Source organism: Gluconobacter cerinus (assembly GCF_025961355.1).
Classification (GTDB): Bacteria; Pseudomonadota; Alphaproteobacteria; order Acetobacterales; family Acetobacteraceae; genus Gluconobacter; species Gluconobacter cerinus.
Genome location: NZ_JAOQNM010000001.1, coordinates 2,684,213 through 2,699,440 on the forward strand (window position 1 = coordinate 2,684,213; position 15,228 = coordinate 2,699,440).

Sequence of the window (15,228 nt, forward strand, 5' to 3'; positions counted from 1 at the left end):
GGCTTGCGCTAGATCAGGCCAAGCCGCTGGAAACTGGTATGTTTGCCATTTCCAATGATGAGGTGATCCGTGAGCTGGACGCCCACAACGTCCAGAGCGGCCTGAACCTGCTGGGTCATCTGAATGTCGGCTTGTGAGGGCGTTGGATCACCGCTTGGGTGGTTGTGCACCAAGATGAGGGATGCAGCTTCAATTTCGATTGCGCGGCGGGCGACCTCCCTGGGGTACACAGGGGTATGGTTGACCGTACCGCGCGCCTGAGCTTCATCAGCGATCAGGCTGTTTTTCTCATTGAGGAAAAGGATACGGAATTGCTCGATATTCTCTCGGGCAAGTCTGGCCGTCAAATAGTCGAGGAGCTTCTGCTCGCTATCGAGAATATCAATTTTGGGTAACCGCTCACGATTATAGCGAAGTGCAGCTTCATGCAGGACCCGGATCATTGGGATCATGTGTGATCCCATCTCTTTTATGCTGGCCAATTCCCGGTTTGTGGCTGCCAGAATGCCCGCCAGTGATCCAAACCGCTCTAGCAGTAACGGGCTCAGGGTCTCCGCTTTTGCTTCGTGGCCGGTGAAAAGAGTGACGACCATTCTGAGAAGAGTATTGTCATCCAGATGACGACCTCGTCCGCTCAGTAAGGCCCGGGGCGGTTCGGGGAGCTCGACCGATTGCTGCATGGTTACGGCTACGGACTTTATGGTCTGAAGCAGTTCACTGTTCAGAACTTCAGAAAATCCGTCTTCGGTAGCCAGGGTATCGTCCATGCGTTTTTGTGGCATTTCCCAAGTGTTATTATCAAGCCAACGGATATGAGCCTACGCCTCGAAAGGCTACCTTGCAAAGTTACAGCAGGCCTTCCTGACGAAAGCTGCGCACTGCTGTGTTGGGCGTATCTAACAGAATGTCATGCAGAACAATCGAGAGCGGCCTGAGCGCCGTTTCCAGCGTTCGGGCTGCGGTTGAAAGCGCGACGGGCTTCAAAGCTGGTTGAACATGAAGTCCAATGACGGCGGTGGCGTGCAGGGCGAGTGCGCGGATTGCGATAGCGCGATTCAGGAAGGTAATATCTTCGAGTTCCGGGGCTGCTTCATCGGATAAAAGACGATTGCGATTGTCCAGGTAAAAAAGGCGGAATTGCCCGCGGATGGCTCCCGCCAGAGCGGTCTCAAGATATTTCATCAGCTGAGGCCAATCTCCCAAAACGGGTCGTTCGCGGTGCTCGGCAGATGCCAGTCGTTCTGCCGCAACGGCTGGCAGTCTCAGTGCACGAATGGTGTCGTCGTTGAGGCCTGCGCTTCTCAAATCCTGTGTGGGCGCGCGGAAGACGTCAATCAGGCTTCCGAAGTGGCTGATGAGGCCTTTTGCGAGCGGCTTGGTATCCTTGCGCGGGATGCCCAAGAACAGCAGCATTTCCAGAATTTCGTAATCTGCAAGGGTTTCTGCGCCGTTGGTTTCAACGCGTGTTCGCATTCTGGCGCGATGTCCCTGCGGGCCTGTGCCGCGTGTTAGGTCGATCCGGGGAGATGATGTGTTGGCCATAGGGCCATCACACTCTATATCGGGAGTGTGCCGCAAGACCCTCTCATCCCCACCCCCGAGTATCTCTCCCGCCTGAACCCGGAGCAGAGACGTGCCATCGAGACAACCGAGGGCCCGTTACTGATTCTCGCCGGTGCAGGAACGGGAAAGACGCGCGTGTTGACGACGCGCTTTGCCCATCTTCTTCTGACCGGACGGGCTTACCCCAGCCAGATTTTGGCCGTGACATTCACCAACAAGGCTGCGCGTGAAATGCGCGAGCGTGTTGGCGCTCTTCTGGGGGAGCCTGCTGAAGGGCTCTGGCTTGGCACATTCCACGCCATCTGCGCGCGGATGCTGCGGCGTCATGCGGAATATGTGGGCCTGACGAGCGGGTTCAATATTTTGGATACGGATGATCAGCTTCGTTTGTTGAAGCAGATTATGGAACCCTTCCGGCTTGATACGAAGCGTTGGCCGCCTAACCAGCTCATGGGCATCATCCAGCGCTGGAAAGATCGTGGCCTGACGCCGGATCGCGTGACGCCTGCCGAAGATACGGATTTTGCCAATGGGCAGGCCTTGGCCATCTATCGCGGCTACCAGCAGCGGCTGCGCGAACTGAATACCTGCGATTTCGGCGATCTGATGCTGCACATGGTGGAAATCCTGCGGTCCCAGCCGAATGTGCTGGCGCAGTATCATCGGATCTTTCACTATATTCTGGTGGACGAGTATCAGGATACCAACACGATCCAGTATCTATGGTTGCGTTTGCTTGCGAAGCGCGAGCAGGGTCCATCCAACATTGCCTGCGTGGGGGACGACGATCAGTCGATCTACTCCTGGCGCGGTGCCGAAGTTGAAAATATTCTCCGGTTTGAGAAGGATTTTCCCGGTGCCGCTGTTGTCCGGCTGGAACAGAATTATCGTTCGACGGCGCAAATCCTGGCGGCGGCGGCGGGATTGATTGCTCACAATGAAGGACGGTTAGGCAAGACGCTCCGTCCCGGCCGTGAGGATGCGCAGGGCGAGAAGGTTCAGATTATCGGGGTTCGGGATTCTGATGAGGAGGCCCGGATTGTTGGTGGCGCGATTGAACGCCTTCATGCCGATGGTCATCCGCTGTCTGAAATGGCCATCCTGATGCGTGCTGGCTTCCAGACGCGGCCGTTTGAAGAGCGCCTGATGACGATAGGCATACCCTATCGGATTGTTGGCGGTCTGCGGTTTTATGAACGCTCGGAAATCCGGGACTGTCTGGCTTATATGCGCGTTCTGTCGCAGCCTTCGGACGATCTGGCGTTCGAACGGATCATCAATGTTCCGAAGCGCGGCGTAGGGGCTGTGGCTGTGCAGAAGCTGCATGGTGTAGCGCGTACCCTGCCCGGCCCGTTAACTGCTGGTGTTCTGACGCAGATTGAACAAGGTGCGCTCAAGAGGAAGTCCAAAGAGGCCCTGACCAGTCTGATGGAAGCGTTTCAGCGCGCGAAAGCGACGCTTGAGACAGAAGGTCAGGTGGTGGCTGTTGAGCAGCTTCTGGAAGACAGCGGCTATCTGCAAATGTGGCGTGATGACCGCTCTGTGGAAGCTCCGGGCCGGCTTGATAACATTCGTGAGCTTTTGCGGGCGATTGGCGAGTTCGCGACGCTCGAAGGTTTTCTGGAGCACGTCGCGCTTGTCATGGATACGGAAAGCGAGACGAGCGACGACAAAGTGAGCCTCATGACGTTGCACGGCTCCAAAGGACTGGAGTTCGATACGGTGTTCCTGCCCGGTTGGGAGGAAGGGGTTTTCCCGTCTCAGCGCTCCTTGGACGAAGGCGGCAACCGGGCACTGGAAGAAGAACGGCGTCTGGCTTATGTCGGGCTGACACGTGCGAGACTTCGGGCCATCGTTGTTCATGCGGCCAGCCGCCGCATTTATGCGAACTGGCAAGCCTCGATGCCGAGCCGGTTCATTGAGGAAATTCCGTCCGAATACGTTCAGACGAGTGGGCAGTCTCTTGAGAGCCGGAGGCAGGCTGCGGCAGCGCCTTCCATGTTTGCGTCCGGCCCGTTTACGAGTACTCGCCGTTCTTCCGGGGGCGCTCAGACCCCTCGCCCGCGCGTTACGGACGTGCAGCCGCAGGCGAATGTCCCTCTTGGAGCAACGGTTTTTCATCAGAAGTTTGGCGAAGGCACCGTGATTGCGGTGGATGGCAGCCGACTGGAAATCAACTTTGAAAATGGCGGCATCAAGCGCGTCATGGCAAATTTCGTGGAGATCAGATCGTGATGGCACCCCGCAGCATTGGCCGACGCCATGCCAGTGCGCTTGAAACCCTGTCCATTACGGTGGAGGAGGAATTTGTTCCTCTTTTCGAGCAGGCCCTGATGTGTGTCTGTGAGACTGTCGGGATTTTTGAGGCTGATGATGCGCAGAAATACTGGCGTATCGAAGGTGTCAAAGACACTGGCTACAAGGAAGACGAACTTGACAGTGCGTTGTCCGTTGCGCGTCTTCTGACGGGTTGTGAGGCAGAACTGCTTCGTGAGGCAACGGAAGCTGAAGGTTGGCTGGCACGAACCTATGAATCCTTCCCGCAGCAGGACGTTGGCAAGCGATTTGCCATCCGAGGAACCCATCTGCATGGAGAGCCTGACCGCTCTCGCCTGACCATTACCCTTGATGCCGGTATTGCCTTTGGGTCGGGTGAACATGGATCAACGCGGGGATGCCTGCGCGCATTGGAAATGGTGGCGTATCGCAAACCTCATCATATTCTGGATATGGGGTGTGGCTCGGGTATTCTGGCAATGGCTGCAGCGAAGCTGCTGCATCGCCCGGTTCTGGCTGTCGATATTGAGCCATGGTCTGTGCGGACAGCCAAAGCCAATGCCCGTCTGAACGGACAGGGCAACCTGCTAGACTGTCGCTTTGGAAATGGCTGGAACACGGCTCAGGTGCGCGTCAAGGCGCCGTATGATCTTGTGTTTGCCAATATCCTGGCGCGTCCCCTCTGCCGGATGGCGCAGTCTCTCGCCATCAATCTGGCACCGAACGGCACGGCCATTCTTGCTGGGCTGTTATACACACAGGCGAATATGGTTCTGGCTGCGCATCGCCGTCAGGGGCTGGTTCTTGAGCGTCTGTTGCGTGAAGGCGACTGGGCGACCCTGATTTTGCGTAAAAGAGGCTAAGATGTCTGTCGTAATCCGCGAGGTTCAGGAGGCCGACCTTCCCATAATTCTGCGGATTACGAACGATGCCATCGAGCGTACCGATGCACTCTGGATCAGCACGCCGTTCACGATGGAGCAGCGTCGAAAATGGGTTGCTGATCGACAGGCCCAGAATTTTCCGGTTTTCGTGGCCGTTGATGGCAATGGCGTGGTCTGTGGGTACGCATCCTATGGGCCGTTCCGGGCTTTCGAAGGTTACGCAGGCACGGTCGAACACTCCGTATATGTTTCATCCGGGTGCCAGGGACGCGGATTAGGCAGGCTTTTGCTAAATCAGTTGATCCAGCACGCAAAACGGGCCGGATTTCACGTAATGGTGGCCGGGATTACGGCTGGCAACGAGGCATCGATCGCGCTGCATCATCGCTTAGGCTTTCAAAATAACGGTATTTTGCCTCAGGTTGGACGAAAGGGTGGCCGTTGGCTGGATCTTTTGTTCATGACGCTCTGCCTTGAGGCTGTTTCCAAACCGGAAAAGGACTTTCCATGACCCTTTCCTCCATTCCGCTCAAAGAGCGCCCTACTCTTGTTCGCAAGGCGTGTGAGGCGCTGGGTGTTGCAGGTTTCATCATCCCGCGGGGGGATGAATATCTTGGGGAATATGTTGCCCCCTGCTCTGACCGCCTGGCCTGGCTGACTGGTTTTACGGGAAGCGCGGGTCTGGCGGTCATTCTTCAGGACGCTGCTGCCGTCTTCTCTGATGGACGGTATACCGTTCAGATGGAGGAACAGGTTCCCCATGATTTCTGGGAGCGGCGACATGTGAGCATGGAGCCTGCGTCAGACTGGCTGGAAGAAAATGCGCAGGGTGCGCGCGTTGGATATGACCCGAAACTGGTCAGCCGTTCCATGCTGGCATCCTGGAGTGCTCCCGGGGTTGAACTGATGCCGCTGGCATTTAACCCGATTGATCAGGCATGGCTCGACCGCCCTGCTGCGCCGGCTAATCCCGTCATTAATCACGGTGTGGAACTGGCTGGGGAAACAAGTTCAAGTAAGCGCCATCGCCTTGCTGCCGGGTTACGGAAAGCTGGACAGGATGCTGTGGTGCTGGCGGACTGCACGTCCGTCGCCTGGCTCCTGAATATTCGCGGTAGTGATGTCCCGCTAACGCCTGTGGCCCATGGCTATGGCCTGCTGCATGCTGACGGTCGGGCAGAGCTGTTTGTGGACCCTGCCCGCCTTGAAGGCGGATTGGCTGCAGCGCTTGGTGAAAAGGTCACTGTTCAGGCACCAAGTGCATTGGAAAAACGCCTGACTGCGCTGGGCGGCAAGATTGTGCGGCTCGATCCTGTGACGACGCCAGTCTGGTTCGAAACGACCCTGAAAGCCGCTGGCGCTTCGGTGGTCGATGGGAATGATCCCTGTACGCTTCCCAAAGCTGTCAAAAACCTGACCGAGCAGGATGGTGCACGTAAGGCGCACCAGCGCGACGGTATTGCGATGGCACGTTTCCTCCATTCCGTTTCGATATCTGCTGCGGGACAACGGGAGACGGATCTTGTTGAGCGTCTTGGGATGTTCCGCGAACGCTCTGCCGACTATCGGGAACAGAGTTTTGATGCGATTTCGGCCTCGGGACCGAATGGGGCCTATCCGCATTATCGTGCAGAAGTCGGCAAGGATCGCGTGCTTCCGGCCAATAGCGTTTATCTGATTGATAGTGGTGGACAGTATCCGTTCGGGACGACTGACATTACACGGACGCTCTGGGTTGGGCCGGAGTCAGCTCCTCAGGACGTCAAAGAGGCGTTCACGCGTGTTCTGAAGGGAAATATTGCGCTGTCGCGCGTGCGTTTCCCCCCGGGGACCACAGGGCATCGTCTGGATGTTCTGGCGCGTGCTGCTCTTTGGCAGGTTGGACTGGATTATGATCATGGGACCGGACATGGCATTGGCAGTTATCTGTCCGTGCATGAAGGCCCGCAGAACATTTCCCCTGCGCCGCGTCCAACTGCCTTGGAAGCGGGTATGATTGTCTCCAATGAGCCAGGGTATTACGAGCCGGGGGCTTATGGCATCCGAATTGAAAATCTGATGCTTGTAAAGCCTTCCTCCTATCAAGGAGCGAAGGGCGTATTTCTCGAATTTGAAATCCTGAGCTACACGCCGATTGATCGAGCACTCATTGATGTGACGCTACTGGATGATGCTGAACTCGCATGGCTTAATGCGTATCACGCAGAGGTTTTGACGCGCGTAGGTCCGGCTGTTGAGCCTGATGTGCAGGAGTGGCTTGAGAAGGTCTGTGCGCCGATGATGCGCGAAACGACCGATATTCAGTAAGCGTTTATTCATTTTTCCCGGTCATAAGGTTGGTATGACCGGGAAACTCCTGTTTTTTCTATTCTGCATAAGTTTCGCTACCTCATCGGCAGGCGCCAATGACTGGGATATGGCGCGGGCATGTAGCGAGGCCGTGTCTATTACAGAGCCACAGGCTGGTATTCCGAACGGTCTTTTGGGGGCTATCAGCCGTGTAGAGAGTGGTCGTCGTGACCCTTTATCGGGCCGGACGGTCGCTTGGCCATGGACTGTGAATGCTGCCGGAAAAGGATATTTTTATCCTTCAAAAGTCGAGGCTGTTGCTGCGGTCGAGGCCTTTCAGAGTGCAGGTATCACATCGATTGATGTTGGTTGCATGCAGGTCAATCTTCATCATCACCCGAATGCATTTCTCTCGTTAGAAGAGGCTTTCGACCCCCTCACCAATGTCAGATATGGGGCTTCTTTTCTAAAGAATCTTTTTACGCAATTGCGTGGCTGGAGTGCGGCAACGGCTGCCTATCATTCTTTAACGCCCGCTTTGGGTGCGGAATATGAAGAGCACGTCATGGCAGTCTGGAATGGGAAGAATGACATTTACAGGCCTCCAGACTTCCTGCCTCAGGTGGTTATGACTGGTTCCGGTCTGCGGGTTATCATGCCGCAGTCTGATGAACGAATAGTAACCAATGTGCCAAGAAGTTCCTTGCAGGCGAGAACGACTACTTCTAGTAGCTTCCCGCCATCGACTGTGAGCCATACTGCTTACGCTCCTCCTCCGCGCATTATTCACCATGTGACAAATAACGGAGGAGGAACTGAAAGCCATGGCCGCGACCTGATGTCTTATCGTGCAAGTCCCGTCAGGATGGCCTGGCGACAGAACTGACGTGGCTTATTACCTGCCAGGTGCGGTCCAGTTATTATGTTTGTATCCGGAATATGGACCTGGCGTGTCGCCCTGACGCCAATGGGTGCGATCAACACGATCGGAGTGATGGTCGTGGGCGCAGGATGTCAGCCCAAGGGCCAATAGAACAGGCCCCAGAAGAAAGCGGAACCTCATGATTTCTCTCCACGATATAGCCAGCCTAGCAGCAGGAGGCTGACGACAACGCGGTAGAGGGGATCAACGTTGCGGGGAGAAACCTGTCAAAAGATGATAGAGATACAGCATAAGCCAGTAGAGTTCTTTCAGGAGCACCCAGAAAGCACGGAAGACCTCAAATGGATCAAAATTTGCGCTAACTGACAGCTGGCTGTTCCTTCGGGTTTCAAAGTTGCTTTTCGACAAACCAAAAATATCTCCTTAAGAAGCCCGCGTATGATTTCAAAGCGTTCTGAAAGATTTCATGAACGTCACAACGGATTGAGATTTTTGAAGAGTTTGAGGTCAGTAGCTATCCGATAGTCTTTTCCCGTTGCCTCGCTTCAGGAGTGTTTGGAGTTCGGCTCAAAATGCTTTTTCGAGCAGTTGCTGCGCGCAGGAGAACTTCGCTACGGCATACAACTCAGGAGTAGATTCCCTGATATATTCAAATGGCATCAGGCCCGAATTATCTTGGCTATCCGTTATCTTCGACCGCCCCAGAGGGCGGTTTTTTTATGTCTGGAGACTTGTATTCTATGCGTATTTTTAATCGCCTTGCAGCTCTCGGTCTTTCATTTTTCTTGATGGCTACCACGGTAGCATGTTCTACCAACGACAATACCACCACTTTCGATACTGCGGCTCTCAATAAAGATGCCACGGCAATTGCCTATGCCGTGCAGGTTATTGAAACGATGCCGGGTGTGGTTGACCACCTTTCGGCTGATGACAAGGCCAAGTTCGATAGTCTTGTTGCTCAGATCAAGAGTGTTACGGCCTCTATTGAAGCCAGTTCGGACGGTGCTGTCACGGTTGATACTGGCAAAGACTGGGCTAAGTCCCTTGGGGCGGATCTGAATACGCTCTTGAGCCTCGCCAGCCCGATTGTGCAAACTTATTATCCATCTGCCAGTTCATATATACAAACCGTTCAGTCTATGATCCCTCTGGTAGAAATGCTGGCTGGTCTGGTTGCAGCTCCATATGAAAATACGTCTCCAGATAATGGGGATTCGATTAGGGCTCGTATCTACCGCGGGGTTTGATCAGACATTTGAGGCCTACCATAAAGGAGAGCAGGTCTATCTGTTCTCTTTTATGGTTTTGTGGAATGCTAGAAATTTATAAAGGCGCTGGTGAACCGGGCTATATGTTCACCACTTGCGATGTTTCGCGTTGGGTGGGGCGGTCGCTTTTATTATGGAGGCCCGCGCAGTTCAGGCAATGTGGCTTAGAGTGTTCTGGTCGATAAATGAGAGGCATGGAGCCTGATGAAAGAAAGCAAAGCCAATATTTCTGGTTTTCATCACGTAGCAATCATTGCTTCGGATTATCAGCGCTCCCGAGCTTTTTATGTCGATGTGTTAGGGTTCACTGTTGTTGCTGAAAATTTTCGGGAAGAGCGGAATTCCTGGAAATGCGATTTGCAGGTTGGTGATGCGCAAATCGAGCTCTTTTCTTTTCCGCACGCACCGCCAAGAGTTTCTCGACCAGAAGCCTGTGGTCTGCGCCATCTTGCATTTCGTGTTCAAGATATTGCTGCGACTGTCGGACATCTGGAGAAGCATGGCGTTGTCTCCGAACCAATCCGAACGGACCCTTATACAGGGCGGCAGTTTACTTTTTTTACCGATCCAGATGATCTTCCGCTGGAGCTATACGAAATATAGTTGAATACGGGTTTTCTTAATTTTTCAGATCCTGAAGAAGCCTTGTGTCATTTATTTAAAGCGAAATGAAACGAGAATGGCGCGAAATCTACTCATTTGGATGGCGTTACTGAGGTGCCTTGTCTCCACTGGGCACAAGGAATACATGCCGTGAATTCAGGTTGAATTAGGCTAGCCCTATATCAGTCAGGATAATGAGCACTAAGTATTTTTTTAGGGGAGATTTCTGACCGGATCGGGTGGTGGGCGCAACAGGGATTGAACCTGTGACCCCTACCATGTCAAGGTAGTGCTCTACCGCTGAGCTATGCGCCCCCGATCCGGTGAGGCGGTGTTTAGCTGTCTCGAATGGGCGTGACAACCCCCCTTTGAACAAAAAAATGCACTGAGGTTATGACCACCCCTACCCCCTATCCTGCTGTAATCATTCAAAAGCCTCAGAAAACGGCCATTCCTCTGGTGGTTTCCTCTCCGCATTCCGGGCAGAAATATTTTCAGGACTTTTTGCAGAACAGTCGTCTCTCGTTATGGGAGCTGCAACAGACGGAGGATCGATTTGTCGACCAGTTGTTTGGGTGTGTTCCGGTCACGGGGGGCGCATTGCTTTCAACAGAATTTCCCCGGATCTGGTGTGACGTAAACCGGGACTGTCGAGAACTGGATTCGGGAATGTTCAAACCTCCCCTTCCTCCTTCTGGTCTTCTGCAGACTTCCAAAGTTCGTGCAGGTTTTGGTGTTATTCCCCGTTGTGCCACCCAGGGTCGGCCAATTTACACGCATTGCCTGCCATTGGATGAGGTCCAAAGGCGGCTGGTTACGTCTTGGGTGCCTTATCATGACGCCCTGCATAATCTTTTGCGCGAAATGAAGGAGCAGTTTGGCTCGGTCATTCTTCTTGAGGCTCACTCCATGCCTCGCCTGCATCACGCGAAAAGCTGCGACATGGTTTTGGGAGACTTGCATGGGAAATCCTGTTCCCCTGCCCTGACGAACTGTGTGGAGCAGTATCTTTCAGGGCAAGGTTATGCTGTTCGCAGAAATGTGCCCTATGCGGGTGGTTACATCACGCGGCATTACGGTCGGCCATCTGATGGAATCCATGTTCTTCAACTGGAAATCTGCCGATCCCGGTATTTGAATCCAGCCACGCTCGAGCCGTCGCGCGGTTTTGAGCAGGTTAAAGCGGATATGGAAGGTCTGGTTCGGGAATTGGCTGACTTCGCATGTCACTCTTTTGAGACGGCCGAAGTAGAAGCAGCCGAATGATCCTAATGGCTTTTTTATGGTTTTCTGCTGAGGAACGCGGTCACTAAATTGTGCCCTGATTATTCTCCAAAACTATGCGCTAAGCTCCCGATTTTAAACTCGGGTTTGGGACATAGGCATGTTTCTGGGAATTGATGTCGGAACTTCCGGAATCAAGGTTCTGTTAGTGGACGAAAACCAGCAGGAAGTTGCGTCCCATACAGAGGGATTGACAGTTAGCCGGCTGCACGATGGCTGGAGTGAACAGAACCCGGAAGACTGGTGGACTGCGACCTGTCGCGGCATCGACGTTTTAAAGTCCAGAGTTCCAGACGCTGTTTCTGCCATCCGGGGAATTGGTCTTTCTGGCCAGCAGCATGGTGCGGTTTTACTGGATTCTGCGGGAGATGTGCTGCGGCCTTGCATTCTATGGAATGACACCCGCGCAGAAGCTGAATGCGTCCTTTTTGAAGAGCGCTTCCCAGGGAGCAGGGAAATTACAGGCAATGTGGCAATGCCTGGCTTTACCGCTCCAAAAATTCTTTGGGTCGCACGCCATGAACCTGAAATCTTCGAACGTCTTCAGCGTGTTCTGCTTCCCAAGGCCTGGTTGCGCTACAAAATGACGGGCCAGATGATTGAAGACATGTCCGATGCGTCAGGTACTCTCTGGCTCGACGTAGGAAAGCGCGAATGGTCAGTCGACGCCTTGAAAGCGACGGGTCTGACGCGCGCGAACATGCCTGAGCTTCGTGAAGGAACCGCGGCCGCGGGGTATCTGAACGACGACCTAACAAAACGGTGGGGAATGGCCGCCTCTCCTGTCTTCGCTGGAAGCGCTGGCGATAATGCTGCGGGTGCTGTCGGGTTGGGTGCAATTCGCAATGGCGATGCGTTCATTTCGTTGGGAACGTCCGGTGTGGTTTGGGTCACGACCGACGTATTTCGGCCCGAGCATCAGTCTGCCATCCATGCGTTCTGTCATGCAGTCCCCGAGACGTGGCATCAGATGGGTGTCACCCTATCTGCTGCGGCTTCGCTAGCCTGGTGGGCGAGAACATGCGGAATGAAGGAGGTTGATTTGCTGGCCGAACTCCCTGAAAAGCCTGCTCACCCTTCGCCTGTCTTGTTTGCGCCTTATCTCTCTGGCGAAAGAACGCCTCACAACGATGGTACTATTCGCGGGGCATTTATTGGGCTTTCACAAGATACAAGCCGTGCTGAACTGACCCAGGCTGTGCTGGAAGGAGTAGCATTCTCCTTTCGGGACGCCCTTGAGGGCCTGAAAGTGTCAGGATCTTCCATTCAGGAAGCTGATGTGATTGGCGGCGGTTCACGAAGCCCATTCTGGATTTCCATTCTGGCGTCCGTGTTGGGTCTCAGGCTCCATTGTCTGGCGCATGGTGAGCATGGTGGAGCATTCGGCGCCGCTAGACTGGCTCGTATCGCGGCGACGGGTGAAAGCGTGGAGAGCGTTTGCACGTCTCCGGAGCGCGTTTCGGCGACAGACCCTGATTCACATCTTCAAAATGAGTATGCGGCGGCATATCGCAGATACCGAAGGATATATCCTGCACTTCGTAATATTCAGGATGCGTGAATTAATTTTGGCGCTGCGAAAAGAAGAGGTTTTTTCTGCTGCAAACGCGTGATAGGGCCCATGTTCATGCAGACAAAACTTCCTTCCGTCTATCTTGCTGGGGATTTGGTCTTCCGACCTGAGGCCCTCTCCATATTTGAGCGTCTTAAAGCCATTTGTGCAGATTATGGGCTTGAAGGAGTTGCTCCGTTCGATGGGCAGGCAGAGGCTCGCCTGATGCCGCCAGGACGGGAGACCATTCTGGCATTTGTTCGCGCTGACCGTGCCCTGATGGATCAGTGCGATGCAGGCTTGTTCTGTGTGGATCCTTTTCGCCGTGCGGCGGATATGGATCCAGGCACGGCCGTAGAGATCGGGTATATGCACGGTCTGGGGAAGCCGATGGAGGGCTATACCGTTGATGGACGGCTGTATCCCGAGAAAGTTGAAGCCTATTGGGGGAAATCCTGGAAACAGACGCTTCGCCCACGGGTAGAGGATGGTGCGCCAGCATCAGGAAGTCAGGAAGATCCGGATGGAATGCTGGTTCATTCTGAAGGCCTTTTTCAGAATGGGATGGTCGATGGATTTATTGGTTTCTCGGGTGGAGAAATTTCTGTGGATCCAGATTTTTATGAAGCATTTCGAAAAGCAGCAAAACGTCTCTCAGAGCGCCTTGGGAGTTAAAGTGTATTGCACTCTTTGGTACAGGATCTGAACAGGCTCGCCAGCAGGCTTTAAGATCAAGAGCGGTGGCGCCTATCACTTTGAGAGGTTACCGCCTTGCGATTTCACAGACTGACCATTGTCTGTTTTAGCATCCTATGCGGGTGTGCTTCTTCACCTCACAGAGAGGCCCGCGGGGATCTTTTGAAGCCAGTTCATTCTGCATCTCCAGAAAGTAATGCGATGAATGAGTTGAAGGATGGCAAAGTTCATGGCTCCATGTCGATGAGCACGGGTTTTGGAGCCGGTCGCACGTCTGATGGAGTGGAGAACGTTGGGCCGTTGGGTGGCTGGTAGAAGACACAATTATTAAAAGTGATTTTGTTGTTTTTCTATTTTGGGAAACATGACAATTTGTGTTTGTAGGTCTTTATCAGGGTATTTACGTACGCCCATAAGCGCTTCTTAATGGTTTGGAAAACATGTTTGATGCAGACTTCAAGAGGTCGGCTTATTGTAAATCTGGGATAATTTGATTTTTCATGCTTTTACGTCTGACAAAAAAATGTCCACCATTTCTTTTTGTCGGCGTCGTTGTATTTGTTGCAGCAACGATTGGCATATCTTCCCGCTACATCGGGCAGCTTGCCCAGATCTGGCCAGCAAACGCTTTGTTGCTCTGGCTGATGATCACTTACCCGCGCTTTAGCCAAAAAAGCTGCTGGATTAGCGCATCTGCCGGTTTTTTGCTTGCCGGGTGGGTAATGTCGGATCCACTTTTCGTCAATATTTGGCTGGCCACGGCTAACCTAGCTGGCGTTAGTGTAGGGTATGCTCTGTTCCGACGACTAGAGCGAGAGGAAAAAGAGCTGGACGGCCCTCAGTCTGTTCTTGCTTTGCTTCTCGTTTGTTCAGGTGCGGCCGGAGCGGCCGCATTGGTCGGAACAGGAATAGCATTTTCTCTTCCGGGCAGTACGCCCTGGGGGCGTTTTATTCTGTGGTTCAGTAGCGAACTGAACCGATATCTCGTTTTGCTCCCTGTCTGTTTTGCAGGGAAAAAATGGTTCTCAGATCTCGTACATGCGGGCTGGCGGAGCGTCCTGTCAGCGCAAAGCTTCAATATTGCTCCGATTGTAAGTTTGGCAGCGTCAGTTGTTCTTGCGACCCTTACCGGAGGCCCGGGTGCTATTGCCTTTCCCGTCCCTGCCCTGCTGTGGTGTGCCCTCACCTATAGCGTGTTGCCAATGTGCCTTGTCGTTCTGATTTTCAACGTCACGGTGATGGGAATTGTGGAAGCTGGCCTGCTGAATTTTCATCAGACGAACGAGACTATTGGCGTCACTGTTTCTTTTCGGCTTGGGCTCTCTTTTTTAGTGCTTGGCCCACTGACGGTGGCCGCCATTATGAATACCCAGCGCGCTCTGGTCGCTCGGCTGAATCAGTCCATTACCTGGGATAGTCTGACGCACGTTCTAAGCCGCCAAGCTTATCTGGAGAGAAGTGCGGATCTGATAAAAAACGTTAGGGAAACGCGGAAGGATGAGGGCGTCGCCATACTGATGCTGGACCTTGATCGCTTCAAGGATATTAACGACACATATGGTCATTTCACCGGAGACGCAGCGCTTGTTGCTGTAAGTGCGGCTATTTCTGATGCTTTGTGTGCCGAGCAGATATTTGGTCGGGTTGGCGGAGAAGAGTTCGCAATTACTATTGCTGCTATTGATGAAAACATGGCGCTCGGTCTGGCTGAAAAAATCCGCCAGACCGTAGAGAATGTTTCGTGCTTTATCTCTGACGTAGGCTTGCAAATGACGGTGAGTGTAGGCGTTGTTTATCGAAAAGAGGCGGACGTTATAGATTTTCAGTCTCTTCTGACGCAGGCTGATGCAGCTCTTTATGCAGCAAAGACTGCTGGTCGTAATTGTGTTGTGAAGTACTCGTCTTTAAATAGAAATTGATTTTTTC

14 protein-coding genes and 1 tRNA gene are annotated in these 15,228 nt (G+C 53.5%); 11 read left to right on the plus strand and 4 right to left on the minus strand.

Annotated elements, in window-relative coordinates:
- Positions 1-8: 8 nt before the first annotated feature.
- Positions 9-767: a RadC family protein gene (gene radC / locus M2305_RS12545; RefSeq protein WP_211515066.1), complete on the minus strand. Its 759-nt coding sequence runs from the start codon at positions 765-767 to the stop codon at positions 9-11.
- A 79-nt stretch (positions 768-846) separates the two neighbouring features.
- Positions 847-1,542: a JAB domain-containing protein gene (locus M2305_RS12550; RefSeq protein WP_211500753.1), complete on the minus strand. Its 696-nt coding sequence runs from the start codon at positions 1,540-1,542 to the stop codon at positions 847-849.
- A 27-nt stretch (positions 1,543-1,569) separates the two neighbouring features.
- Between M2305_RS12550 and M2305_RS12555 the strand changes: the two genes are divergently transcribed.
- Genes M2305_RS12555 through M2305_RS12575 form a run of 5 tightly spaced genes read left to right on the plus strand, consistent with a single transcriptional unit; the run spans position 1,570 to position 7,899 of the window.
- Positions 1,570-3,798, plus strand: a complete 2,229-nt coding sequence (locus M2305_RS12555; RefSeq protein WP_264649513.1) for an ATP-dependent helicase — start codon at positions 1,570-1,572, stop codon at positions 3,796-3,798.
- Positions 3,798-4,703 (plus strand): 50S ribosomal protein L11 methyltransferase, encoded by a 906-nt coding sequence (locus tag M2305_RS12560; RefSeq protein WP_202207609.1) that lies wholly within the window; start codon positions 3,798-3,800, stop codon positions 4,701-4,703. Before M2305_RS12555 ends, M2305_RS12560 begins: the two co-directional genes overlap by 1 nt.
- Position 4,704: 1 nt before the next feature.
- The gene (locus M2305_RS12565) at positions 4,705-5,235 is read left to right on the plus strand and encodes a GNAT family N-acetyltransferase (protein WP_264649514.1); all 531 of its coding nucleotides are present in this window, start codon (positions 4,705-4,707) and stop codon (positions 5,233-5,235) included.
- Positions 5,232-7,031, plus strand: a complete 1,800-nt coding sequence (locus tag M2305_RS12570; protein WP_264649515.1) for an aminopeptidase P family protein — start codon at positions 5,232-5,234, stop codon at positions 7,029-7,031. The genes M2305_RS12565 and M2305_RS12570 overlap by 4 nt, the downstream gene beginning before the upstream one ends.
- A 34-nt stretch (positions 7,032-7,065) precedes the next feature.
- Entirely contained in the window at positions 7,066-7,899 is an 834-nt protein-coding gene (locus tag M2305_RS12575) for a transglycosylase SLT domain-containing protein (RefSeq protein WP_264649516.1), read from the plus strand.
- A gap of 9 nt (positions 7,900-7,908) precedes the next feature.
- On the opposite strand, the gene M2305_RS12580 is transcribed toward M2305_RS12575, so the two are convergent.
- On the minus strand, positions 7,909-8,076 hold the full coding sequence (locus tag M2305_RS12580) for a hypothetical protein (protein WP_198150435.1): 168 nt from the start codon (positions 8,074-8,076) through the stop codon (positions 7,909-7,911).
- A gap of 560 nt (positions 8,077-8,636) precedes the next feature.
- On the opposite strand from M2305_RS12580, the gene M2305_RS12585 reads away from it, so the two are divergent.
- Positions 8,637-9,146: a hypothetical protein gene (locus tag M2305_RS12585; RefSeq protein ID WP_264649517.1), complete on the plus strand. Its 510-nt coding sequence runs from the start codon at positions 8,637-8,639 to the stop codon at positions 9,144-9,146.
- Positions 9,147-9,371: 225 nt separating this feature from the next.
- Positions 9,372-9,770: an SMU1112c/YaeR family gloxylase I-like metalloprotein gene (gloA2, locus tag M2305_RS12590; RefSeq protein WP_264649518.1), complete on the plus strand. Its 399-nt coding sequence runs from the start codon at positions 9,372-9,374 to the stop codon at positions 9,768-9,770.
- A 240-nt stretch (positions 9,771-10,010) separates the two neighbouring features.
- On the opposite strand, the gene M2305_RS12595 is transcribed toward gloA2, so the two are convergent.
- Positions 10,011-10,085: transfer RNA gene (locus M2305_RS12595), tRNA-Val, on the minus strand.
- 78 nt (positions 10,086-10,163) lie between these two features.
- On the opposite strand from M2305_RS12595, the gene M2305_RS12600 reads away from it, so the two are divergent.
- The 4 genes from M2305_RS12600 (at position 10,164) to M2305_RS12615 (ending at position 15,221) form a co-directional block, all read left to right on the plus strand.
- Complete coding sequence (locus tag M2305_RS12600) at positions 10,164-11,036, plus strand: N-formylglutamate amidohydrolase (RefSeq protein ID WP_264649519.1); 873 nt, start codon at positions 10,164-10,166, stop codon at positions 11,034-11,036.
- Between the two features lie 118 nt (positions 11,037-11,154).
- Positions 11,155-12,615, plus strand: a complete 1,461-nt coding sequence (gene xylB, locus M2305_RS12605) for a xylulokinase (protein WP_264649520.1) — start codon at positions 11,155-11,157, stop codon at positions 12,613-12,615.
- Positions 12,616-12,681: 66 nt separating this feature from the next.
- Complete coding sequence (locus tag M2305_RS12610; protein ID WP_064275402.1) at positions 12,682-13,281, plus strand: nucleoside 2-deoxyribosyltransferase; 600 nt, start codon at positions 12,682-12,684, stop codon at positions 13,279-13,281.
- Positions 13,282-14,024: 743 nt separating this feature from the next.
- Complete coding sequence (locus M2305_RS12615) at positions 14,025-15,221, plus strand: sensor domain-containing diguanylate cyclase (RefSeq protein ID WP_264649521.1); 1,197 nt, start codon at positions 14,025-14,027, stop codon at positions 15,219-15,221.
- Positions 15,222-15,228 lie beyond the last annotated feature (7 nt).

Coding starts and splice junctions, on each gene's coding strand:
- radC (WP_211515066.1), bottom strand. CDS start 767: ATGGACGATACCCTGGCTACCGAAGACGGATTTTCTGAAGTTCTGAAC.
- M2305_RS12550 (WP_211500753.1), bottom strand. CDS start 1,542: ATGGCCAACACATCATCTCCCCGGATCGACCTAACACGCGGCACAGGC.
- M2305_RS12560 (WP_202207609.1), top strand. CDS start 3,798: ATGGCACCCCGCAGCATTGGCCGACGCCATGCCAGTGCGCTTGAAACC.
- M2305_RS12565 (WP_264649514.1), top strand. CDS start 4,705: ATGTCTGTCGTAATCCGCGAGGTTCAGGAGGCCGACCTTCCCATAATT.
- M2305_RS12570 (WP_264649515.1), top strand. CDS start 5,232: ATGACCCTTTCCTCCATTCCGCTCAAAGAGCGCCCTACTCTTGTTCGC.
- M2305_RS12575 (WP_264649516.1), top strand. CDS start 7,066: ATGACCGGGAAACTCCTGTTTTTTCTATTCTGCATAAGTTTCGCTACC.
- M2305_RS12580 (WP_198150435.1), bottom strand. CDS start 8,076: ATGAGGTTCCGCTTTCTTCTGGGGCCTGTTCTATTGGCCCTTGGGCTG.
- M2305_RS12585 (WP_264649517.1), top strand. CDS start 8,637: ATGCGTATTTTTAATCGCCTTGCAGCTCTCGGTCTTTCATTTTTCTTG.
- gloA2 (WP_264649518.1), top strand. CDS start 9,372: ATGAAAGAAAGCAAAGCCAATATTTCTGGTTTTCATCACGTAGCAATC.
- M2305_RS12600 (WP_264649519.1), top strand. CDS start 10,164: ATGACCACCCCTACCCCCTATCCTGCTGTAATCATTCAAAAGCCTCAG.
- xylB (WP_264649520.1), top strand. CDS start 11,155: ATGTTTCTGGGAATTGATGTCGGAACTTCCGGAATCAAGGTTCTGTTA.
- M2305_RS12610 (WP_064275402.1), top strand. CDS start 12,682: ATGCAGACAAAACTTCCTTCCGTCTATCTTGCTGGGGATTTGGTCTTC.
- M2305_RS12615 (WP_264649521.1), top strand. CDS start 14,025: ATGTCGGATCCACTTTTCGTCAATATTTGGCTGGCCACGGCTAACCTA.